Origin of the sequence: Agrococcus citreus (assembly GCF_039527715.1) — a bacterium.
GTDB classification, from domain to species: domain Bacteria; phylum Actinomycetota; class Actinomycetes; order Actinomycetales; family Microbacteriaceae; genus Agrococcus; species Agrococcus citreus.
Genome location: NZ_BAAAKK010000001.1, coordinates 691,615 through 712,983 on the forward strand (window position 1 = coordinate 691,615; position 21,369 = coordinate 712,983).

The 21,369-nt window shown below is 71.3% G+C and carries 19 protein-coding genes; 8 read left to right on the top strand and 11 right to left on the bottom strand.

The features are described from left to right. Nucleotides 1-287: 287 nt before the first annotated feature. Complete coding sequence (gene betT, locus ABD106_RS03460; RefSeq protein ID WP_343917321.1) at nt 288-2,564, top strand: choline BCCT transporter BetT; 2,277 nt, start codon at nt 288-290, stop codon at nt 2,562-2,564. A gap of 81 nt (nt 2,565-2,645) precedes the next feature. After that, a complete protein-coding gene (locus ABD106_RS03465) occupies nt 2,646-2,882 on the top strand; it encodes a dodecin family protein (RefSeq protein WP_343917323.1) in 237 nt (78 codons plus the stop codon). An 84-nt stretch (nt 2,883-2,966) separates the two neighbouring features. Here the strand turns inward: ABD106_RS03465 and ABD106_RS03470 are convergent, their stop codons facing one another. Further along, complete coding sequence (locus tag ABD106_RS03470; RefSeq protein ID WP_343917325.1) at nt 2,967-4,196, bottom strand: cobalamin-independent methionine synthase II family protein; 1,230 nt, start codon at nt 4,194-4,196, stop codon at nt 2,967-2,969. Nucleotides 4,197-4,453: 257 nt separating this feature from the next. Between ABD106_RS03470 and putP the strand changes: the two genes are divergently transcribed. Both putP and treS read left to right on the top strand, forming a co-directional pair. After that, the gene (putP, locus tag ABD106_RS03475) at nt 4,454-6,013 is read left to right on the top strand and encodes a sodium/proline symporter PutP (RefSeq protein WP_343917327.1); all 1,560 of its coding nucleotides are present in this window, start codon (nt 4,454-4,456) and stop codon (nt 6,011-6,013) included. 112 nt (nt 6,014-6,125) lie between these two features. Further along, the gene (gene treS / locus ABD106_RS03480; protein WP_343917329.1) at nt 6,126-8,348 is read left to right on the top strand and encodes a maltose alpha-D-glucosyltransferase; all 2,223 of its coding nucleotides are present in this window, start codon (nt 6,126-6,128) and stop codon (nt 8,346-8,348) included. 9 nt (nt 8,349-8,357) lie between these two features. Here the strand turns inward: treS and ABD106_RS03485 are convergent, their stop codons facing one another. From ABD106_RS03485 to ABD106_RS03500, 4 genes are all read right to left on the bottom strand, one after another. Next, complete coding sequence (locus ABD106_RS03485) at nt 8,358-9,395, bottom strand: alcohol dehydrogenase catalytic domain-containing protein (protein WP_343917331.1); 1,038 nt, start codon at nt 9,393-9,395, stop codon at nt 8,358-8,360. 48 nt (nt 9,396-9,443) lie between these two features. Then, on the bottom strand, nt 9,444-9,830 hold the full coding sequence (locus tag ABD106_RS03490; protein ID WP_343917333.1) for a type II toxin-antitoxin system VapC family toxin: 387 nt from the start codon (nt 9,828-9,830) through the stop codon (nt 9,444-9,446). Then, on the bottom strand, nt 9,827-10,084 hold the full coding sequence (locus tag ABD106_RS03495; RefSeq protein WP_343917335.1) for a type II toxin-antitoxin system Phd/YefM family antitoxin: 258 nt from the start codon (nt 10,082-10,084) through the stop codon (nt 9,827-9,829). The genes ABD106_RS03490 and ABD106_RS03495 overlap by 4 nt, the downstream gene beginning before the upstream one ends. A gap of 100 nt (nt 10,085-10,184) precedes the next feature. Beyond that, nucleotides 10,185-10,760, bottom strand: a complete 576-nt coding sequence (locus ABD106_RS03500) for an NADPH-dependent FMN reductase (RefSeq protein WP_343917337.1) — start codon at nt 10,758-10,760, stop codon at nt 10,185-10,187. Between the two features lie 173 nt (nt 10,761-10,933). On the opposite strand from ABD106_RS03500, the gene ABD106_RS03505 reads away from it, so the two are divergent. Next, nucleotides 10,934-11,779 (top strand): alpha/beta fold hydrolase, encoded by an 846-nt coding sequence (locus ABD106_RS03505; RefSeq protein WP_343917339.1) that lies wholly within the window; start codon nt 10,934-10,936, stop codon nt 11,777-11,779. Between the two features lie 53 nt (nt 11,780-11,832). On the opposite strand, the gene ABD106_RS03510 is transcribed toward ABD106_RS03505, so the two are convergent. Genes ABD106_RS03510 through ABD106_RS03520 form a run of 3 tightly spaced genes read right to left on the bottom strand, consistent with a single transcriptional unit; the run spans nt 11,833 to nt 15,453 of the window. Then, entirely contained in the window at nt 11,833-13,137 is a 1,305-nt protein-coding gene (locus tag ABD106_RS03510; protein ID WP_343917341.1) for an alpha-amylase family glycosyl hydrolase, read from the bottom strand. 25 nt (nt 13,138-13,162) lie between these two features. Next, a complete protein-coding gene (locus ABD106_RS03515; protein ID WP_343917343.1) occupies nt 13,163-14,824 on the bottom strand; it encodes an MDR family MFS transporter in 1,662 nt (553 codons plus the stop codon). Further along, nucleotides 14,821-15,453: a TetR/AcrR family transcriptional regulator gene (locus ABD106_RS03520; protein WP_343917345.1), complete on the bottom strand. Its 633-nt coding sequence runs from the start codon at nt 15,451-15,453 to the stop codon at nt 14,821-14,823. Before ABD106_RS03520 ends, ABD106_RS03515 begins: the two co-directional genes overlap by 4 nt. A gap of 108 nt (nt 15,454-15,561) precedes the next feature. Here ABD106_RS03520 and ABD106_RS03525 point away from each other — a divergent pair, with 108 nt between their 5' ends. Further along, nucleotides 15,562-16,233: a class I SAM-dependent methyltransferase gene (locus tag ABD106_RS03525; RefSeq protein WP_343917347.1), complete on the top strand. Its 672-nt coding sequence runs from the start codon at nt 15,562-15,564 to the stop codon at nt 16,231-16,233. A gap of 263 nt (nt 16,234-16,496) precedes the next feature. After that, entirely contained in the window at nt 16,497-16,742 is a 246-nt protein-coding gene (locus ABD106_RS03530; protein WP_343917349.1) for a hypothetical protein, read from the top strand. Between the two features lie 8 nt (nt 16,743-16,750). Here ABD106_RS03530 and ABD106_RS03535 read toward each other — a convergent pair whose 3' ends face one another. The 3 genes from ABD106_RS03535 to ABD106_RS03545 all read right to left on the bottom strand — a co-directional run bounded on the left by ABD106_RS03535 (nt 16,751) and on the right by ABD106_RS03545 (nt 20,423). After that, on the bottom strand, nt 16,751-17,026 hold the full coding sequence (locus ABD106_RS03535; protein ID WP_343917351.1) for a hypothetical protein: 276 nt from the start codon (nt 17,024-17,026) through the stop codon (nt 16,751-16,753). Nucleotides 17,027-17,091: 65 nt separating this feature from the next. After that, the gene (locus ABD106_RS03540) at nt 17,092-19,464 is read right to left on the bottom strand and encodes a glycoside hydrolase family 65 protein (RefSeq protein WP_343917353.1); all 2,373 of its coding nucleotides are present in this window, start codon (nt 19,462-19,464) and stop codon (nt 17,092-17,094) included. Continuing rightward, on the bottom strand, nt 19,461-20,423 hold the full coding sequence (locus ABD106_RS03545; RefSeq protein WP_343917355.1) for a PfkB family carbohydrate kinase: 963 nt from the start codon (nt 20,421-20,423) through the stop codon (nt 19,461-19,463). Before ABD106_RS03545 ends, ABD106_RS03540 begins: the two co-directional genes overlap by 4 nt. Before the next feature lie 191 nt (nt 20,424-20,614). Here ABD106_RS03545 and ABD106_RS03550 point away from each other — a divergent pair, with 191 nt between their 5' ends. After that, nucleotides 20,615-21,316, top strand: a complete 702-nt coding sequence (locus ABD106_RS03550) for an RraA family protein (RefSeq protein ID WP_343917357.1) — start codon at nt 20,615-20,617, stop codon at nt 21,314-21,316. Nucleotides 21,317-21,369: the final 53 nt, after the last annotated feature.

Below are 21,369 nucleotides of genomic sequence, written 5' to 3' on the forward strand. Positions count from 1 at the left end.
GCGGTTCGAGCACGAGGCAGACCTCATGGCGGCGGCCACGGTCCGGCGGCCGCGTCGCCGCCGGTCGGAGCACGGGTACCGCCATGAGCTCCATGGTCATGCATGCTAGGACACGCAACCTCCGAAGGAGGCCGGGGCGCGACCCGCGCGGTGCGGGTCCGGCCCATCCGGCCTGATCTGGACGGCTGGTGGTCCGCGCGCCCGGCGAGCCACAGCCCCTCCCGGAGCTGCGGCAGCCGCGACCGCGCGAAATGGAACAGCGTCCCGGAACATGAAAGGCTGGAGGCGTGACGAGCTCGAGCGAGGGTGGGGCGCAGGAGCGCGACGAGGCACAGCGGTCGGCAGCGGGTCGGACGAGCCCGCCGAACCTCGAGCGGGCCCGCTTCGGCGGCACCGAGCGCAAGCCCGAGCGGCGCCACGACGAGGCGCCCGTCTCCCGCAGCGACCTGAGTCGCGGCCAGTCGGAGATCGTCGAGGACCCGCGGGCGAAGGTCCACTGGCCCGTGCTCATCGTCTCGGCCGTCGTCATCGTCGCCTTCTCCGCGTGGGCGATGCTCATGCCGCAGCTCGCGAAGGACACGATGCTCGCGGTCGTCACGTGGATCGCGACGAACCTGGGCTGGTACTACGTCGTCACGGTCACGCTCGTGGTGGCGTTCGTGCTGTGGGTCGCGCTCGGCAAGGAGGGCAAGGTCCGCCTCGGGCCGGATCACTCGCGTCCGCAGTACGGGCTGTTCACGTGGGTGTCGATGCTCTTCGCGGCCGGCGTGGGCATCGACATGCTCTTCTACTCGGTGACCGGGCCGGTGGCCCAGTACCTCGACCCTCCCGCGATGGAGGGCGGCACGAGCGCCGCCGCGGGCGACGCCGTGGTCTGGACGATGTTCCACTACGGCATCGCGGGCTGGTCGATGTACGCGCTGCTCGGGATGGCGATGGGCTACTTCGCGTACCGCTGGGGCATGCCGCTGTCGATCCGCGCGGCGCTCTACCCGCTGCTCGGCAAGCGCGTCAAGGGCCCGCTCGGCGACGGCATCAGCACGATCGCGCTCGTCGGCACGGTCTTCGGCGTCGCGACCTCGATGGGCATCGGCGTCGTGCTGCTGAGCGTCGGCTTCTCGCTCCTGTTCGGGCTCGAGCAGGGGCTGGGGCTGCAGATCGCGCTCGTCGTGCTCGCGGTGGTGCTCACGATCGCCGCGACCACCTCGGGCGTCGACAAGGGCATCCGCTGGATCGCGGAGCTCAACCTGTGGAGCGCCGCGGCGATGATGCTCTACATCCTCTTCACCGGCCAGACGGCGTTCCTGCTCAACGCCTTCGTCGAGAACATCGGGCGGTTCCTCGTGACGCTCCCCGAGCGCACGCTCCAGACCTTCGCGTACGAGCCCGACGGCGCGGCATGGATGGGTGGCTGGACGCTCTTCTTCTGGGCCTTCTGGCTCGCATGGGGACCGTTCGTGGGCGTCTTCCTCGCCCGCATCTCGCGCGGGCGCACGCTGCGGGAGTTCGTCATCGCCGCGATCACCGCGCCCGTGCTGTGCGACTTCATCATCGTCTCGCTCTTCGGCAACTCGGCGCTCTGGGAGGTGCTGCAGGGCAACGACGCCTTCGCCGCCCTCGCGGTCGAGAGTCCGGAGCAGGGCTGGTACGCACTGCTCGGCATGTTCCCCGGCGCGATGCTCCTCATCGGGCTCGCGACGCTCTCGGGCATGCTCTTCTACCTCACGAGCGCGAACTCGGGCGCGATGGTGATGTCGAACTTCTCCACCTCGATCGCCGACCCCTCGCAGGACGGACCGAAGTGGCTGCGCATCTTCTGGGCGCTGCTGACCGCCGTGCTCACGATCGCCATGCTCATCGCCGGCGGCGTCACCACCATGGAGTACGCGACGCTCATCTTCGCGCTGCCGGTGACGATCATCGCCTACCTCGTGATGCTGTCGTTCTCGAAGGCGCTGCGCATGGAACGGGCTGAGCGCGAGGGCCTCGTGCTGCGTCGCCGCTCGATGGCCCCGACCGGCGGCCGCGCGCCGGAGCGGTCGTTGGCGCAGCGCCTGGAGCGCTTGCGATCGTTCCCCTCGAAGCGACAGGTCGAGCAGTTCCTCGACCGGGTCGTGCGCCCCGCGATCGACGAGGTCGCCGCCGAGTTCCGCGCCCAGGGCTACGTCGTCGAGCGGACCACGATGGCGAATGCCGCCACGGGCGTCGACGAGCCCCTGCTGCGCGTGTCGATGGACGAGCAGCGCGACTTCCACTACCAGGTCGCCATGGTCGAAGCCCCTGTGCCCATGTTCGGCGGACGCATGTCGCGCGAGATCGACGTCTACTTCCGGCTCGAGGTGTTCACGCAGACGGGCTCCGGCGGCTACGACCTCATGGGGCTCACGAAGCAGCAGGTCATCGACGACGTGCTCGATCGGTACGAGGCGCACCTCGGGTTCCTCGCCTACTCGAGCGAGACGGATGTCGCCTCGGTGCTCACGCCCCGACTGCAGCAGCCGACCGGCACGCTGCCGGCGCTCGGGCAACGCGAGAGCGCCGACGACGAGCCGCGCCTGCCGTAGTCCGCCCTTCCGCCCGGCGCCCATCCGCGCTTGGCTGTCAGCGCGGGGACACCCCTCGCACCGCAGTCGAGGAGGACGGCAATGGCATCTGTCGCACGCATCACCACCATCAGCGCACGCTCGGAGCAGAGCTTCGAGGACGCGATCCGTCAGGGCATCGCGCGCGCCGGTCAGACCCTGCGCGGCATCGAGGGCGCGTGGGTCAAGGACCACGTCGTGAACATCAAGGACGGGCAGATCACGTCCTGGCAGGTGAACCTCGAGGTCACCTTCGTGCTCGACGACTCGGGAGCGCCGGTCGACGCATCCTCGGACTGACGCCGACGACCGCGCGGCCCAGGGCCGCACGGCTGAGCGCGGCGGCGGCGCATGCCGTCGCCGCGCTCAGCGGTCAGGGTCTCGTCACACGATCGAGACGGCTGCGCCGAGGCGCTCCTCCGCGAGCCGAGCGCCAGCTCCGAGCGACTCGAGCTTCGCGACCGCGATCGACGGGTGGATGCGGCCACCGAGACCGCAGTCGGTCGACGCGATGACGCGCTCCGGCCCGACGATCCTGGCGAACCGCTCGATGCGGTCGGCCACGAGCTCCGGGTGCTCCACGACGTTGGTCGCATGGCCGATCACACCGGGCGCGATGCGCTTGTCGGCCGGCAGCTCGACGTGCTCCCACACGCGCCACTCGTGCTCGTGGCGCGCATTCGCCGCTTCGAACGAGTACGAGCCGGCATTCACCTCGAGCACGAGCGGAGCGATGTCGGCGAGCGCGACGTCGGTCGTGTGCGGGCCGTGCCACGAGCCCCAGCACAGGTGGAGCCGCACCTGCTCCTCCGGGAGTCCCCGGATGGCGTGGTTGAGCGCCTCGACGCGGATGCGCGTGAAGTCGAGGTAGTCCTGGATCGCCGGCTCGGGGTTGATCTGGTCGAAGTTCTCGGCAAGCGAGGGGTCGTCGATCTGCACGATGAGCCCGGCGTCGACGATCGCCCGATACTCCTCGCGCAGCACCTCGGCCCATGCCCAGATGTGCTCCTCGTCGCTCGCGTAGTGACGGTTGGCGATGCGCGCGGCGGATCCCGGCGAGAGCGCCGTGAGGAAGCCCTGCTGCGCGCCGCTCCCGTCGAGGCCGGCCTTGAGATTGGCGATGTCGGTCGCGATGGCCTGCTGGCCGGTGTAGCGCAGCGGTCCCGTCGTCGCGGGGAAGGCCGTCGCGGGCGTCGACTCGAGCAGCGGATGCTCGGGGTCGAGGTAGGCGTCCTTGAAGCGCACCCAGTCGCGACGGTCGGGGAACGACGTCAGTCGCACGCGACCGGGCTCGCTGCGCACGGGCGGCTCGGTGAAGATGTCCTCGCCCGTCACCTCGAGCCCCTCGACTCGCTGGAACACGTAGCTCCACCACGCCGCGTAGTCCTGCGCGCTCGACATCGCCTTGCCGTACTCGCCATCGCCGACGATGGTGATGCCGAGGTCCTGCTGCCGGCGCACGAGGTCGGCGACCGCTGCGGCGAGCAGCGACTCGAACTCGGGGCCGCGCTCGAGCGTGAGGCCGTCGGCGCCGAGCGAGCGAGCGGCGTTCGCGGCGATGAGCTCGGGCGTGCGGGGCAGGCTGCCGGCGTGGGAGACGTCGATGCGAGTCATGGTGTGGTGCCTTCCGGGTCGGTGTTCGCAGGCTATGACGGCGATCGTCAGCCCGAGAAGGCGCCCTGTCACGCTTCGTCACAACGACCACGCTTCGTCGTAGCGGCCCGCGCCCACGCTCGCAACCGCATCCCACCGACTCCAGGCGGCCCCCAACCAGGGGAAGTCGTCGCCGGGCGGACCGCTGCCGCAGTCGCATGTGTCGCTGTGGGAAGCGCATGCGTAGGCTGGGTGCCGTATCCACGAGGGGGACGACGATGTCAGACATCACATTCCAGCTGCTCGCGATCGCGGTGTACTTCGCCGCGATGATCGGGATCGGCATCTACGCCGCCCGCAAGACCAAGAGCCACGAGGACTACATGCTCGCCGGCCGCGAGCTGAGCCCCTTCACCGCGGCACTCTCCGCGGGCGCCTCTGACATGTCGGGCTGGCTGCTCATGGGCCTCCCGGGCGCGATCTACGCCGCCGGCCTCATCGAGGCCTGGATCGCGATCGGTCTCACGATCGGCGCCTACCTCAACTGGAAGTTCGTCGCCCCGAGGCTGCGCGCCTACACGGAGGTCGCGAAGAACTCCATCACGATCCCGAGCTTCTTCGAGAACCGCCTGCGCGACCGCTCGCGAGCGCTGCGCATCGTGTCGGGCCTCATCATCCTCATCTTCTTCACGTTCTACGTCTCCTCCGGCATGGTCGCCGGCGGCGTCTTCTTCGAGTCGACGTTCGACGCCAACTACATCTGGGGCATGCTGCTCGTCAGCGGCGTGACCCTGCTGTACACGCTCTTCGGCGGCTTCCTCGGCGCATCCCTCACCGACGTCGTGCAGGGCCTCATGATGTTCCTCGCCCTCATCATCATCCCCGTCATCGCCTTCTTCACCGTCGGCGGCCTCCAGGGCGTGCAGGAGGGCATCACCGACTCCGGCGCCGAGCTCACCGGCCTCATCCCGGCCGACTTCGACGGCATGGTCCTGCTCGGCATCATCTCGTCGCTCGCGTGGGGCCTCGGCTACGTCGGCCAGCCGCACATCATCGTGCGCTTCATGGCGCTCAAGTCGGTCGCCGCCGCGCGCCCGGCCCGCCGCATCGGCATCGGCTGGATGGTCATCTCGCTCATCGGCGCCGTCGTCTCGGGCTTCGTCGGCATCGCCTACGTGCAGCAGTCGGGCATGGAGCTCGCGAACCCCGAGACCGTCGTGCTCGCCATGTCGCAGGCGCTGCTGCACCCGTTCGTCGCCGGACTCGTGCTCGCCGCGGTGCTCGCCGCCATCATGTCGACGCTCTCGAGCCAGCTGATCGTCTGCTCGTCGGCCCTCGTCGAGGACCTCATGCAGGTGTTCGTGAAGCGCCAGCCGTCGCAGAAGACGCTCGTCATCCTGGGCCGCGCCTGCGTGCTCATCGTGGCCGCGGTCGCCGCCGTGCTCGCGATCACTCCGTCCGACACGATCCTCGGCCTCGTCGGCTTCGCGTGGGCGGGATTCGGTGCCGCCTTCGGCCCGATCGTGCTGCTGAGCCTCTTCTGGCGCCGACTCTCGAACTGGGGTGCGCTCGCCGGCATGATCGTCGGCGCCGCGACCGTCTTCATCTGGGACGCGATCGAGAAGGCCACCGAGATCGGCTTCTTCACGCTCTACGAGATCGTCCCGGGCTTCTTCCTCAACCTCGTCGTCGCGATCGTCATCAGCCTCGTCGTGCACCGCCACGACGGCGAGGTCGACGAGGAGTTCACCCGCACGGGCAAGATCGTCGCGCTCAAGCGCGGCGAGGAGATGCCGGTCTCCCCCGCCGCCGCGGCCGACCGCAACCAGCTGCCGTGAGCTGACGCGGGGCGCTCGACGCGCCACCGCTGCTGGGCACGGCGGGTCCCCCGGCCGCCTACGCTGGGAGGACCCGCCTGCCTGCCCCAAGAAAGCCTGATAGGACTGCACCGTGGATGAGCCCGACGAGCACGGCCCCGAGATCACCTACGACGAGCAGCGCTACCCCGCGCGCCCCCGCAGGCTGCGCCCGCGCGATCAGTTCCGCGGCGGCAGCGTGCGACGATTCCGCACCGACCCGCGCACGGCGAACGGCTCGAACCCCTCCTACGTCGAGTGGCTCGTGCGGCAGTCGATGCTCAAGGACGCCGACGTCCTGAGCCGCCAGCTCTCGGGGCAGCCGTCGATGTGGCGCAACCCCTACGCCCGCCCCGACGCGCGCCGGGCGATCGGGGTGACCGACGTGTGGTTCACCGCCTACCCGATCTCGCTCATCACCCGGCCCGGGCAGTCGTTCCTCGACGCGCTCGGCGAGGAGGCGCTCTGGGAGGCGTTCGAGCACATCGGCATCAACGGCCTCCACACCGGTCCCGTGAAGCGGGCAGGCGGCATCACGGCCTGGCAGGAGACGCCCAGCGTCGACGGCCACTTCGACCGCATCAGCACGCAGATCGATCCGGCCTTCGGCGACGAGGATGCGTTCCGTCGCCTCTCCGACGTCGCGGACGCGCACAACGGCAGCGTCATCGACGACATCGTGCCCGGCCACACGGGCAAGGGCGCCGACTTCCGGCTCGCGGAGATGGCGTTCAAGGACTACCCCGGGATCTACCACATGGTCGAGATCCCGCCCGAGGACTGGCACCTGCTCCCTGACGTGCCGGAGGGCAGGGACGCCGTCAACCTCGACCCCGCGTGCGAGCGCGAGCTCAGCAACCGGGGCTACATCATCGGCGAGCTGCAGCGCGTCATCTTCTACGTGCCCGGCGTGAAGGAGACGAACTGGAGCGCGACCGCGGCGGTCGAGGGCGTCGACGGCGTGCAGCGCCGCTGGGTCTACCTCCACTACTTCAAGCAGGGCCAACCGTCGATCAACTGGCTCGACCCGACCTTCGCGGGCATGCGGCTCGTCATCGGCGACGCGCTCCACTCGCTCGGCGACCTGGGCACGAGCGCGCTGCGCCTCGACGCGAACGGATTCCTCGGCGTCGAGAAGGCCGCGGAGGGCCTGCCGGCCTGGTCGGAGGGCCACCCGCTCTCGCACGCGGCGAACCACATCATCGCCGGCATGGTGCGCAAGGTGGGCGGCTTCACGTTCCAGGAGCTCAACCTCACGATCGAGGACATCCGCGACACGAGCGCCGTCGGCGCCGACCTCTCCTACGACTTCGTGAGCCGTCCCGGCTACCACCACGCGCTCGCCACGGGCGACACGGAGTTCCTGCGGCTGACGCTCATGACGTCGCTCGAGCTCGGCGTCGAGCCGGTCGCGCTCGTGCACGGGCTGCAGAACCACGACGAGCTCACCTACGAGCTCGTGCACTGGGCGACGCTGCACCGCGACGACGTCTACCCGTTCCGGCACGCCGAGACGACGGGCGCCGAGCTCGCCGAGGTCATCCGCGCCGAGCTCACCGAGAAGCTCACGGGCACCGCCGACTACAACCGGGTCTTCACGCAGAACGGCATCGCGTGCACGACGACCTCGCTCATCGCCGCAACGCAGGGGTTCGAGCGGCTCGACGACATCACCGACGAGGCCGTCCCCGCGATCCGCGACGCGCACCTGCTGCTCGCGAAGTACAACGCCTGGCAGCCGGGCGTCTTCGCGCTCTCGGGCTGGGACCTCACCGGCATGCTCACGCTGCCGGCGGAGCAGGTGCAGGACCTCATCTCGACGGGCGACACGCGCTGGATCGAGCGCGGCGCGCACGACCTGCTCGACGCCTTCCCGGAGGCGACCACCTCGACGTCGGGCATGCCCCGCGGACGCGCGCTGTACGGATCGCTGCCCGAGCAGATCGCGCAGCCCGACTCGTTCGTCAACGGGCTCGCCGAGGTGCTGCGCACCCGTCGTGAGCACGGCATCGCGACGGCGACGCAGCTCGACGTGCCGCCCGTCGCGCACCCGAGCATGCTCGTGCTCGTCCACCGGCTCGACGACGGCGTCGCCACCGACGCCGACGCGCGCATCCAGGTGACGGCGCTCAACTTCTCGGGCGAGCCCATCGAGGGCACGGTGCACTCCGAGGCGCTGCAGACGCAGTGCGAGGTCATCGACGCCGCGACGGGCGACAGCATCGCCCACGTCGACGACCTGCAGAGCTTCAGCGTGAGCCTGCCCGCCTACGGCGGGCTCTTCCTCACGCTCGAGCCGATCACGCAGGAGGGCTGAGCCCAGCCGTCACCGCCGCGGGTCGACGATCGTGATGCCCGCGGCGGTGGCACGGTCGAACCCGGGCAGCAGGCCCGCCGCGGCTTCGAGCCCCACGGTGCGCTCGACGAGCCGCTGCGGCTGCAGCGCGCCGGTCTCGATGAGCGCGAGCATCCCGGGGTAGTCGCGCGCCGCCATGCCGTGGCTGCCGAGCACATCGAGCTCCCACGCGATGACGCGGTCCATCGGGATGCGCGGATGCCCGTCGACGGGCGGGAGCAGGCCGATCTGCACGTGCCTGCCGCGCCTGCGCAGGCTCAGCACGGCATCCGACGCCGTCTGCTCGCTGCCGACCGCGTCGACGGTGACGTGGCTGCCGCCCTGCGTGATCGCGGCCACCACAGCGGGGATGTCGGCACCGTCGGCGATGAGCGCGTGCTCGGCCCCGAGCCGCTGCGCGAGCTCGAGCGCGGCGGGGTTGCGGTCGACGGCGACGACCCGCGCGCCGAGCGCCCGAGCGATCATGGTGGTGCTGAGGCCTACGCCACCGGCGCCGATCACAGTCACCCACTCCCCCGGCGCGACGCGCGCGCGACCGACGAGCGCGCGGTAGGCGGTCGCGAAGCGGCAGCCGAGGCTCGCGGCGGTCGCGAAGTCGATGCCGTCGGGGATCGCGACGAGGTTCGCGTCGGCCGCGTGGAGCGCGACCTGCTCGGCGAACGAGCCCCAGTGCGTGAATCCGGGCTGCTCCTGCTGCGGGCACACCTGCGCGTCGCCCGCGCGGCACCACTCGCAGCGACCGCACCCGCACACGAACGGCACCGTCACGCGATCGCCGACGCGCCAGCGCTCGACGCCCTCACCGACCGCCGAGACGACGCCTGCGAGCTCGTGGCCCGGCACGTGCGGGAACGCGATGTCGTCGTGACCCGCCCACGCGTGCCAGTCGCTGCGGCAGAGACCCGTCGCCTCGACCCGCACGACCACCCCGCCGACGGGCGGCACGGGTGCGGGCACGTCGCGGACGACGGGTGTGCAGCGGGGGGCATCGAGGACGAGAGCGCGCATGCACCGATCCTCGCAGGCGCCCCGGTCGGCTCGAGATCCGGTGCGCGACTACGGTCGGTCGGCGGTCACGCCCGGGAGATCGGCGAACCGCGCGAGCGCGTCGCGGCTGAGCAGCACACGGCCCGTCTGGGCTGCGTGCGCAGCGATGATGAGATCGTGAGCCCCTCGAGACCTCCCCGACCGGCGCACATGGGCGATCAGGCGAGCGTGATGGGCCGCCGTCGCCTCGGTGTACTCCAGCACCTCCACGGCACCCACCATCGCGGCCAGGGCGCGCGAGCGGGCAGCAGCGCGCTCCGCAGTCTCGGCCAGCTCGATGCCCGTCCGGTACTCGGCCACCGTGATCGCCGCGATGGCCAGCTCATCGTCGTCGAGCGCGCCGCGATCCAGAGCACCACGCTCGTAGTCGATCAGGACGTTCGTGTCGAGGATCACTCGCCGGCCCAAGGGTCCGTCCCCTCGTCGGTCAGATCCTCGATCGCGCCAGCGATGTCAGCGACGAATCGGTCGTCGGGCGGCGGGATGTCGCCGAGCGCCGCTCGCAGATCGCGTCCTGTGCGGCGACGAACCGGCCTGATCTCTGCGATCCTCCGGTTGCCTCGGGTGACCGTGACCGTGTCGCCCGCCTCGATCGCGTCGAGCAGCTCGGAGAACCGGCGAGACGCTTCGGTCGCGCTGATCGTTCGCATGGCCACACTCTATCTGATAATCAGATCGCCGGCCGGTTCGATCGCGAGAAGACGCGATGCGGGCCTCCCCCGAGGGAGACCCGCATCGCGTCGGTGAGACTCAGGCGTCGACGAGCTCGCCCTTGCGCACGCCCTCGAGCGCCCGCGTCCAGGCGATCAGCTGGTCGAGCATCGGGGCGACCGACTCGGCCTGCAGCTCCGTCGGCTTGAAGGCGGAGAAGTTCTCGAAGTCGGTGAAGAGCGAGAACATGCCGGTCTTCTGCACGTGCGCGACCTGCAGCTCCGAGAGGATGCCGCGCAGGTGCTCGATGGCGCGCACGCCCATGGCGGAGCCGTAGCCGACGATGCCGGCAGCCTTGTTGTTCCACTCGGCGTTGAGGAACGAGATCGCGTTCGCGAGCGCGGGCGTGACGGAGTGGTTGTACTCGCCGGTGACGAACACGTAGCCGTCGAACTCGGCGATCTTCGCCGCCCAGGCCTTCGTGTGGTCCTTCGTGTACTGCTGGTACGCCGCCGGCATGGGCTCGTCGTAGAGCGGCAGGTCGAAGTCGGCGATGTCGACGAGTTCGTACTCTGCGTCGCCGCGCTGCTGCGCGAGCTCGGTGACCCACTGCGCGACACCGAGGTTGATGCGGTTCGGTCGCGTGCTGCCGGTGATGATGGCGATCTTCGTCATGAATCAGTTCCTCTTCGTAGGTCGGGACCACCCGGAGGGGCGTCCCGGCGGACGTGCTGCCACCTAGGCTAACCCGTTGGATTTTTAACTATTCCCAGCGAAGAGTCTCAGGCGACGTGGGGTACAGACGCGTAGCCTGGGCGGAAGCGCAGGATGCCGACGAAGGAGCCGCCATGACCGAGGTCGTCGTCAACACCCGGATGCTGGGCCTGAGCGACGTGCAGGTGCACGTCGAGGACCGCGGTGCCGGGAGGCCCGTCGTGCTGCTCCACGGCTGGCCGCTCTCGAGCGCGTCGTGGGCGCCGCAGCTGCCGTGCATCGTCGACGGCAACCTCCGCGCGATCGCCTACGACCGGCGCGGCTTCGGGCACAGCGACAAGCCGAGGACGGGCTACGGCTACGACACGCTCGCCGACGACCTCGCCGGCGTGCTCGAGGCGCTCGACCTGCGCGACGTGACGCTCGTGGGCTTCTCGATGGGCGGCGGTGAGGTCGCGAGGTACATCGCGCGGCACGGCGAGGAGCGGCTCCGCAGCGTCGTCTTCGCCTCGTCGGTCACGCCGCGCATGATGCAGCTGCCCGGCAACCCCGACGGCCCGCTCGCCGCGACGAAGGCCTCGGCGATGACGCTGCAGCTCACGGCCGATCCGGACGGCTTCTTCGACTCGTTCATGAGCGACTTCTACTCGCGGAGCACCGATGGCGAGCTGCTCGTGAGCGAGGAGGACCGACAGCGCGCGATCGCGCTCTGCCGGCAGGCGGATCGTCTCGCTGCGCTCGAGGCGATGCAGGCGTTCGGCATCGCCGACTTCCGCGACGATCTCGCGAAGGTCACCGTGCCGACCCTCGTCCTCCACGGCGACGCCGACGGGGTCGTGCCGTTCGAGGGCTCAGGCGCGCGCACGCACGCCGCGATCCCCCACAGCGACCTCGTCGTCATCGAGGACGCGCCGCACGGCTGCAACCTCACGCACGCCGGCGCGTTCAACGCCGCGCTGCTGCGATTCCTGAAGGCCTGACGGCTCAGTCGTCGGGCCACAGCCGTCACCGTGCGGCAATGGCCGCGCGCCGATCAGCGCGAGAGGATGGCCCAACCGCGCGCCGGGAGCGCGATCTCGCCCGACTCGAGCCCGCCGTCGCCGGCCAGCACGGTCGTCGCGTCGGCGGCCGGGAGCCGCACCGCGTCGTCGGTGAGGTTGAGCGCCGTGACGATCGACGCATCCGCGGTCGCCGTGCGCAGCACGATCGTGCCGTTCTCGACGTCCACGACGTCGGTCTGGGCCCGCGTGAGCCACGCGTTGCGGCGACGGATCGCGAGCAGCTCGCGGTGCAGGTCGAGCGTCGCGCGCGCGGCATGGGAGAGCTCGTCCCGGCTCGGGGGCGTCTCGGGGAGCTCAGGCCGGATGGCGTCGTCGCCGCCGACCCGCTCCTCCTTGACGCCCTCGGCGCCGTACTCGTCGCCCGCATAGATCGCCGGGGTGCCGGCGACGGTGCAGAGCAGCGCGAGCGCGTGCGGCACGAACCCGGAGCCGACGGCGGTCGCGATCCTCGTCACGTCGTGATTGCCGAGGAACGTGTAGGGCGTGAACGCCGCGAGCAGGGCGTTGTGGCGGCCGATCGCGTGCTGCAGCTCGAAGAGGTTGCCCTCGGCGATGCTGTGCCAGATGCCCTGCCACAGCTCGTACTGGGTCACCGCATCCATCGTCGACGCCTCGACGAGCTCGGCGTACTCGCCGTGGATGACTTCGCCGAGGATCCACGCATCCGGGCGCCGCTCGCGCACCGCGGGCAGCACGCGCGCCCAGAAGGCCGCGGGCACGCTGTAGGCGGCGTCGAGCCGCCAGCCGTCGGCGCCGCGGTCGAGCCAGTGGGTCATGACGCGGGTGACGAGCTCGACCGTGGCGTCCGAGCCGTGGTCGAGGGCGACGAGCGCGTCGTGCCCCTCGAAGACCTCGACGTCGCCGTCGTCGCCGAGCGCGAAGAGCGCCGCCTCGTGGCTGTCGCGATCGGCGAGCGCCGCCTGGAACGCCGGGTGCTCGCGGCCGACGTGGTTGAAGACGCCGTCGAGCAGCACGCGGATGCCGCGCTCGTGCGCCGCCGCGACGAGCCGGTCGAAGTCGTCGTCGTCGCCGAGCCGAGGGTCGATGCGGAAGTGGTCGGTCGTGTCGTAGCCGTGCGTGCTGCTCGCGAAGACCGGGCCGAGCGCGATGCCGTTGAGCCCCAGCTCGACGACGTGGTCGAGCCACGCCTCGAGCCGCGGCAGCCGGTGCACCACGGGGGCGGATGCGTCGGCGTCGCGGATGGGCGCCCCGGTCGCGCCGAGCGGGTACACGTGCCACCACATCGCCGACAGGGACCAGTGCTCGAGATCAGGCATGGCACCCATTGTGGCGGTCGCCGCCTCAGCGCTCGGCCGGAGGGATGCCCGTGCGCTCCTGCGGACGCTCCGCGACCGCCACCGCCCCGGGTGTCCCTGCGCGCTGCAGCGCCTCGAGCTCCTCGGCCTCTGCGCCGCCGATCGCCTCGCCGCGGGCGACGAGCCCGGCGACGTCCGACAGCGGAACCTGCTTGAGCAGCAGCGAGAGCAGGAAGGCCACGGCGATGAACGGCAGCAGGTACCAGAACACCGGGGCGAGCGCGTCGGCATAGGCGGCCACGACGCCGTCGCGGATCGGCGCGGGCAAGCTGTCGAGCACCTGCGGGTCGACCGTCGCCGTCGCCGCTGCCGCGTCGGCCGCGCTCGCACCGGCGCCGGTGAAGACGCCGTTGAGGTTCTCGCTCAGCCGAGTCGTGAAGATCGTGCCGAAGACCGCGACGCCGAGCGAGGCGCCGACCTCGCGGAAGTAGTTGTTCGTGCTCGTCGCCGTGCCGACCATCGATGCGTCGACCGCGTTCTGCACGACGAGCACCACGACCTGCATGATGAGGCCGAGGCCCGCGCCGAAGACGAACAGGAAGGTGCAGATGAGCCAGATCGGCGTCTGCGCGCTCAGCGTCGTCATGAGCACCATCGCGGCGCCCGTGACGATCGTGCCGACGATCGGGTACAGCTTGTACTTGCCCGTCTTCGTGATGGCGATGCCCGAGCCGATCGAGGTGCCGAGGAGGCCCACCATCATCGGCAGCATGAGCAGGCCCGACGCGGCGGCCGACGTGCCCGACGACATCTGCAGGAACGTCGGCACGAAGCCGATCGCCGCGAACATGCCGAGCCCGAGCGTGAGGCCGATCGCCGTCGCGTTGACGAACACGGGGTTCCGGAAGAGCGACAGCGGGATGATCGGATCCTCAGCGCGCGACTCCGCCCAGACGAAGAGGGCCGCCGCGACGACGAACGCGGCGCCGATCGCCCACGTCTCGGGCGCGCTCCAGCCGTGTGCCGCATCCCCGCCGAAGTCGGTGAAGAAGATGAGCGCCGCCGTCGCGATCGACAGCAGCACGACGCCGAGGATGTCGATCCGCTTCGTCGCGCGCTTGCTCGGCAGCCGGAGCGTGAACCACGCGACGATGAAGGCGGCGATGCCGATCGGGATGTTGATGTAGAACGCCCACTGCCACGTGAGGTGGTCGACGAAGAGGCCGCCGAGCAGCGGGCCGCCGACGGCCGAGAGGCCGAAGACGGCACCGAGCGGGCCGAGGTACTTGCCGCGCTCGGAGGCCGGCACGATGTCGGCGATGATCGCCTGGGACAGGATGATGAGCCCGCCGCCACCGAGGCCCTGGATGGCGCGGAAGACGACGAGCATCCAGAAGTCGCCGGCGAACGCGCAACCGATCGACGCGACGGTGAAGAGCGCGATCGCGAGCAGGAAGAGGTTGCGTCGACCGAGCACGTCGCCGAACTTGCCGTAGATGGGCATGACGATGGTCGTCGCGAGCAGATAGGCGGTCGTGACCCAGACCTGGTGCTCGACGCCGCCGAGCTGGCCGACGATCGTCGGCATCGCGGTCGAGACGATCGTCTGGTCGAGGCTCGACAGCAGCATGCCGGCGATGAGCGCCGCGAAGATGATCCAGATGCGCCGCTGCGTGAGCAGCATCGGCGCCGGGGCGGTCGTGGTCATGCGAGGTCCTCTCGGGGCGAAGCGGTGCAGAGCACGGTGCGCGCCGCCTCCAGGGCGCGGCGCACGGTGCTGCCGAAGTCGGTGTCGGGCGAGCGCAGCGCGTCGTCGGCGCCGATCCGGAGCACGCCGGAGAGCACGGCGACAGCGGCTCGCGCGCGGGAGTCGTCGACGTCGACGCCCTCCCTGCTCGCGACGAGCTGCTCGAGCGCGTGCTCGCGCTCGAGGGTGAGGCCCATGACGCGCGCGAGCAGGCGCGGCTCGCGCTCGACGGCGGCCATGAACGCGCTCTGCTCCTCGCGCTCGGGCCCCATCTCGATGGTGTGCTGGATGACGAGCTCGACGAGGTCGTCGAGCACCGCGGGCCACCCTCGCGAGCCGAGCCCGAGGAACTCGGCCTCGAAGCGCTCCCTCTCGGCGGCCTCGTGGATGCCGAGCACCGCCTCGTCCTTGGACGGGAAGTAGTTGAAGAAGGTGCGGCGCGAGACGCCGACCTCGTCGCAGACCTGCTCGATCGTGAAGCCCGCGAGCCCGTGCTCGGCGGTCATCCGCCGAGACACCTGGGTCAGCCTCGCGGCGGTGTTGCGCTTGCGGGCACCGCGGTCCTGACCATCAGTTGCACTCTCGATCACAGAGTGCAGTATTGCACTCCGAATGCGAGAGTGCAATGTGTATGGTGATCGCTGCTGATGGTGCCGGTGGCCTGGTGGTGCCGATGGCCTAGGCGTAGCGTCGCCCGCGTGACCGATGCCGACCGCGATCGCGCGACCGCCCAGCAGCGGCGGATCTGGGACGAGGCGGCGCCCTCCTACGACGCGAGCATGGCGATCCTCGAGCGGATCTGGTTCGGTGGCGGCCGGGAGTGGCTCGGCGCTCGAGCGCACGGGCGCGTGCTTGAGGTGGCCGTCGGGACCGGCAGCAATGTGCTCCGCTTCCCCCCGGATGCCGTCGTCACGGGCATCGACCTCAGCCCCGCGATGCTCGAGCAGGCGCGAAGGCGCCTCGCCGCAGCAGGCCGCGTCGCGACGCTGCTCGAAGCCGACGCGGAATCGCTCCCCTTCGACGACGGCTCGTTCGACACCGTCGTCTGCGCGCTCGGGCTGTGCAGCATCCCGCATCCCGCGCGAGCGATCGCCGAGATGTACCGCGTGCTGGAACCGGGCGGCACGCTGCTGCTGCTCGACCACGTCGCGAGCAGCTGGCCGCCGCTGCGCCTCGGGCAGCGGCTCGTCGAGGCGGTGACGGTCCGCGTCGCGGGCGAGCACTTCACGCGGCGCCAGCGACCGCTCGTCGAGGCCGCGGGCTTCACGGTCGACGAGGCCGAGCGCCTGAAGGCCGGCACGATCGAGCGCATCCGGGCCTCGAAGCCCGTGCGATCGCGCGAGCAACCTGGCTCTCCGCTCGTCGGGTAGCGTCACCGCGTGCGCGCCGACCCCGAGATCCGGTCTCCTCGTCCTCGCCGGCGTCGCGCTGATCGCGACCTGCGAAGGCCTCGTCCGCTTCGCGCAGGGCGCCGGCGCGCCGCTCGTCGGATGGGTGAGCGAGTCGGTGCCGCTCGCATCCGTCTTCGTCGGCTGCGCGGCAGTCACCGTGCTCGGCGCGGCGCTCGGACTCGGCTCGCGGGCTGTCGATTCCCGCCTCCCCGCGGCGTAGTCGGGGCGGCTAGTCTGCAGACATGCTGCGGAGCCCTGCTCCGAACGTCGCCTTGACTGAGGCCCAGATCGACGAGCTCCTGCTCGAACTGAACACGCAGATCACCGGACCCGAAGAGCTCCGAGCGTGGGCGTCACACACGACGGTCGCCATCGACCGCCTCACCGCCACTCCCACCCTCACCTACCTGCGGCTGGTTCGGCGCGATCCGTCGGGCGCGAGCATCGTGCTGATGCTGCTCGACGGCGCCTGGGAGCGCACGTTGTAGTCGCCGCGTCAGCCCATCGATGCGGCGAGCATCAGCACGACGATGAAGAGCGCGATCACCCCGAGCACCATGCCCGCGATCGCCGGCGCGACGCGCGACGCGCGCCCGGCGTGATGCCAGCGGACGCCGATGAGGCCCATCCCGATCGCGACCACCGCGACCGGTCCGGCGATGAGGTCGCTGATGACCGGCAGGAGCCCGCAGAGGATCGCCGCGATGCCGAGCACGAGCGCGTACTCCCCCATCCAGCCGCCGTGGCGAGGATTCGGGGGATCGTCGCGCACATCACGATTGTGACGCATGCGCGGCGACTCATGCTGCAGCGTCGGCGCGAACCGACCGCGAGCCATCAGGCGTGGCGGCCGAGCGCCGCGTCGAAGGACCGCGGAGCGCGGCCGAGCGGCTGCGTCGGCCGCACGCCGGCATCCGGCAGCGGAGGCACGGGCATCGTCGTCCTCCCCTGCTGGAGCACGACCTCGTCGTCGAAGTGCCGGATCGTGAGCGGCGGGCCCTCCCCCAGCTCGTAGATCGTCGCATCGAGCCCCACCTCGACGCGCAGCGTGCGGCCGTGCAGGCGGATGCCGAACGCGAGCCTCGTCAGCTGCGGCGGCAGCCGCGGCGCGAAGCGCACGCCCGCGTCGCTCTCGCGCATGCCGCCGAAGCCGGCGGTGAGCGCCGTCCACAGCCCCGCGAGCGACGCGATGTGGAGCCCCTCGTCGGTGTTGTCGTGCAGGTCGTCGAGGTCGAGCGTCGCCGCCTCGGCGAGGTAGTCGGCGGCGAGGTCGAGCTGGCCGACCTCCGCGGCGATGACCGCCTGCGCGGCGGCGGAGAGCGACGAGTCCCGCACCGTGAGCTCCTCCTGGTAGCGGAACGCCCGCACCTTCTCGTCGAGCGTGAACGACTCGTGGGCGAAGTGCAGCGCGAGCACGAGGTCGGCCTGCTTCACCACCTGCTTGCGGTAGAGGTCGAGGTAGGGGAAGTGGTCGTGGAGCGGGTAGCGGTCGGGCCCCGTCGCCTCGAAGTCCCAGCGCGCGTGCTCCGTCGAGCCGGCGAACGACTGATGCACGCGTCGCGCCGCATCGAACGGCACGTGCATCGCCCTCGCCGCGAGCGCCCAAGCCGCGATGTGCTCGTCGTCGACGCCCATCGCTCGAGCGACGTCGGGGTGCCGGCGCGCCGCCGCCGCAGCACCCTCGAGGTTGCGGCGCGCCATGAGGTTCGTGAACGCGTTGTCGTCGACGATCGCCGAGTACTCGTCCGGTCCCGTCACGCCGTCGATGTGGAAGCCGCCCTCCGCGTCCCAGCGACCGACCGACATCCACAGCCGTGCCGTCTCGACGAGCATCTCGAGGCCGACGTCGCGCTCGAACGCCTCATCGCCGGTCGCCCGCACGTGATGGAGCACCGCGGCGGCGATGTCGGCGTTGATGTGCAGCGCGGCGGTGCTCGCCGGCCAGTAGCCCGAGCTCTCGCGTCCGTCGATCGTGCGCCACGCGAACGCGGCCCCCGCGAAGCCGAGCGTGCGCGCGCGGTCCCTCGCGTGGTGCAGCGTCGCGTGCCGCCACCGCAGCGCCTGCTCGGCGGCCTGCGGAGCGGTCGAGGTCAGCACCGGCAGCACGAACGCCTCGAAGTCCCAGAAGGTGTGACCCTCGTAGCCCGCGCCGGTCAGTCCCTTGCCCGGCACCGACCGCAGCTCGAGGCGCGCGCTCGCCTGGAAGACGTGGAAGAGCGCGAACCGCACCGCTTGCTGCAGCCTGGCGTCGCCCTCCACCTGCACGTCCGCGCACGCCCAGAAGTCGTCGAGCCGCGCGCGCTGGGCGGCGACGAGCGCGTCCCAGCCGTCGTGCAGCGCATCCGCCACCGCGCCCTCGGCACGATCGCGCAGCGCCTCGACCGACAGCGAGCCCGACCACGCGTGCCCGACGAGCTTCACGAGCTCGAGCCGCTCACCCGGCTCGAGCCGCACCCGCACGAGCGTGCGGGCGAGGTCGTCGGATGCCTCGGTCGAAGCCTCGGGCGGCGCGGCCGCCGTGCTGGAGACGACGTGATCCATCGAGACCGCCATGCCCAGGCCGCTCTGCCGCGTGCGGTGGACGAGCGTCGCCGCCGAGCCGAGCACGAAGCCGCCGAGCGGCTCGAGCGCGCGGTCGAGTGCCTCCTGGACCCGTGGATCCGGGTGGGAGGTCGGCTGCGGCACCGTGCCGACGATCTCCGACTGGATCGTGACGGCGATTGGCGCATCCACCGATTCGACCGCGTAGCGCACCGCCGCGACCGAGCGATGCTCGAGCGACACGAGCCTCGTCGACGCGATCCGCACCGACGGCCCGGCCGGCGATGTCCAGGCGACCTCGCGATGCAGCGTGCCGCCACGCAGATCGAGCCGCTGCTCGTGGCGGGTCAGCGTGCCGTTCCGGACGTCGAACGGCTCGTCGTCGACGAGCAGTCGGATGACCTGGCCGCTCGGCACGTTGAGCACGCTCTGCCCGACGCTCGGGTAGCCGTAGCCGTCCTCGGCGTAGGGCATCGGATGCTCCTCGAACACGCCGCCCAGGTAGCTGCCCGGGATGCCGCTCGGGTGGCCCTCGTCGAGGCCGCCGCGCCAGCCCACATGGCCGTTCGAGAGCGCGAAGACCGATTCGCGGTGCCCGATGGCGGATGCGTCGACACCCGTGGTGCCGATGCTCCACGGCGCGACGTCGAAGCCGAAGGGCCGGGTCACCGGTGGGTCCGGTCAGCGTCGGTCGTGCCGTCCTCGCCCTCGTCGTCGAGCTCGCCCAGCTCTGGATGGCCGCCGAGCCGCTGCACGGTCGATGTCGCTGCAGCCTTGGCGAGCTGCCCGATCTGCTGCGGATCGAGGCCGCGCAGCAGCCCCGCCACGAGACCCGCGACGAACGCGTCTCCGGCGCCGGTCGGGTCGACGACGGGCGCGTCCCCGTGGGGGAAGAGCTCATGACCGTCGCGCCACACGAGCAGGTCGCCGGCATCCGGAACCGAGAGCGCGACGAGCGATGGACCCTTCGCGAGCAGCTCGCGGGCGGCCCTCAGCGCGTCGTCGACGCCGGCGACCTGGGTGCCGCCGAGGATGGCGGCCTCCTCGGCATCCGCGCGGACAACGGTCGCGAGCGCGAGCAGCTCGTCGCGCGCCTCGCCCTCGATCGCGCCGTCGAGCACGATCCGCGCCCCGCGCCGCACGCTCCTCGCGGCGGCGAGCAGTGCGTCGGCAGGCTGCTGCAGCTGCAGCACCACGACGTCGGCCGTGCTCAGCTCGTCCTCCGCCGCGCGGATGTCGTCGACCGTCAGGAGCGACTCCTCCGTCATGTGCTCGAGCAGCCGCCGCTCGTGGTGGTCGTCGACCACGTCGACGAGCAGCGCCGTGGTGCCGCGGCGGACGACGAGGCGGATGTCGATACCTGCCTCGACCGCCTCGCGCAGTGCCATGTCGCCCGCTGCATCCTGGCCGAGCACCGCGACCAGGATCGGCGCGACGTGGGGCTCGAGCTGCCGGAGCCCCACCGCGATGTTCGCGCCCTTGCCGCCGAGCCGCTCGATGCGCTCCTCGACGGTCGTGGACGCGCCCGCGCCGGGCAGCTCCCCGATCCGCAGCACGAGGTCGCGCGCGGCATGACCCACCACCACGACCGAGGGCCGCGCCGCACCGTCGTCCGTCGCGCCCGTCATCGGCGCACCCAGGTCGTGATCTCCACCCCTCGACCTTGCACCATCCGCATGGGTCGCGGCTCAGCGGATCCTCGAGATCGCTCCCGAGCCGCGCGCACCCTGGATCGGTGGCCGTCGAGCGCCTAGTGTCGGAGCGCCATCGGCGTGCGGAGGACGCGCACCGAGCCGGAGCGGACACCCGACGGAGGACCATGACGAGCGACCTGACCGCGCTGTTCGCCGAGCTCTCGACGCCGCACGTCGCCGATGCGTGCATGCGGCTCGGCCTCCCCGTTCGGTGCGCGCCGAGCGGGATGTCGCTCGTCGTCCCGGGCGCTCACGTGCTCGGCCGCGCGCTGCCGGCCCAGCACGTCGGCAGCGTCGACGTGTTCCTCGAGGCGCTCGAGCACGCGGAGCCCGGGGATGTGCTCGTCGTCGACGACGGCGGCCGCGCCGACCGGGCGTGCGTCGGCGACCTCGTCGCGCTCGAGGCCGCGGGTGCCGCGCTCGCGGGCATCGTCATCTGGGGCCTGCACCGCGACACCCCGGAGCTGCGCACGATCGGTCTGCCGGTGCTGAGCCTCGGCGCCTGCCCGACCGGCCCGGCGAGCGTCGAGCAGCAGCCCGCCGACGCGCTGCGTCGAGCGCGGCTCGGCGACCACGTCGTGACGCGCGACGACGTCGTCCTCGCCGACGACGACGGCGTGATCGTCGTGGCCGCGGCGCACGCGACCGCCGTCGCCGACGCAGCCCGGAGCATCCGCGATGCGGAGCGGCGCCAGGCGGCCGCGATGGCCGACGGCGTGACGCTCCGAGCGCAGCTGCGGTTCGGCGACTACCTCCGGGCTCGCGGCGAGCGCGGGATCGGCTTCCGCGAGCACCTGCGCGGCCTCGGCGGTGCGATCGAGGAGTAGCGCGCGGCGGCATCGGCGCACTAGCGTCGCGGCGAGCCGTTGCGAACGGCAGG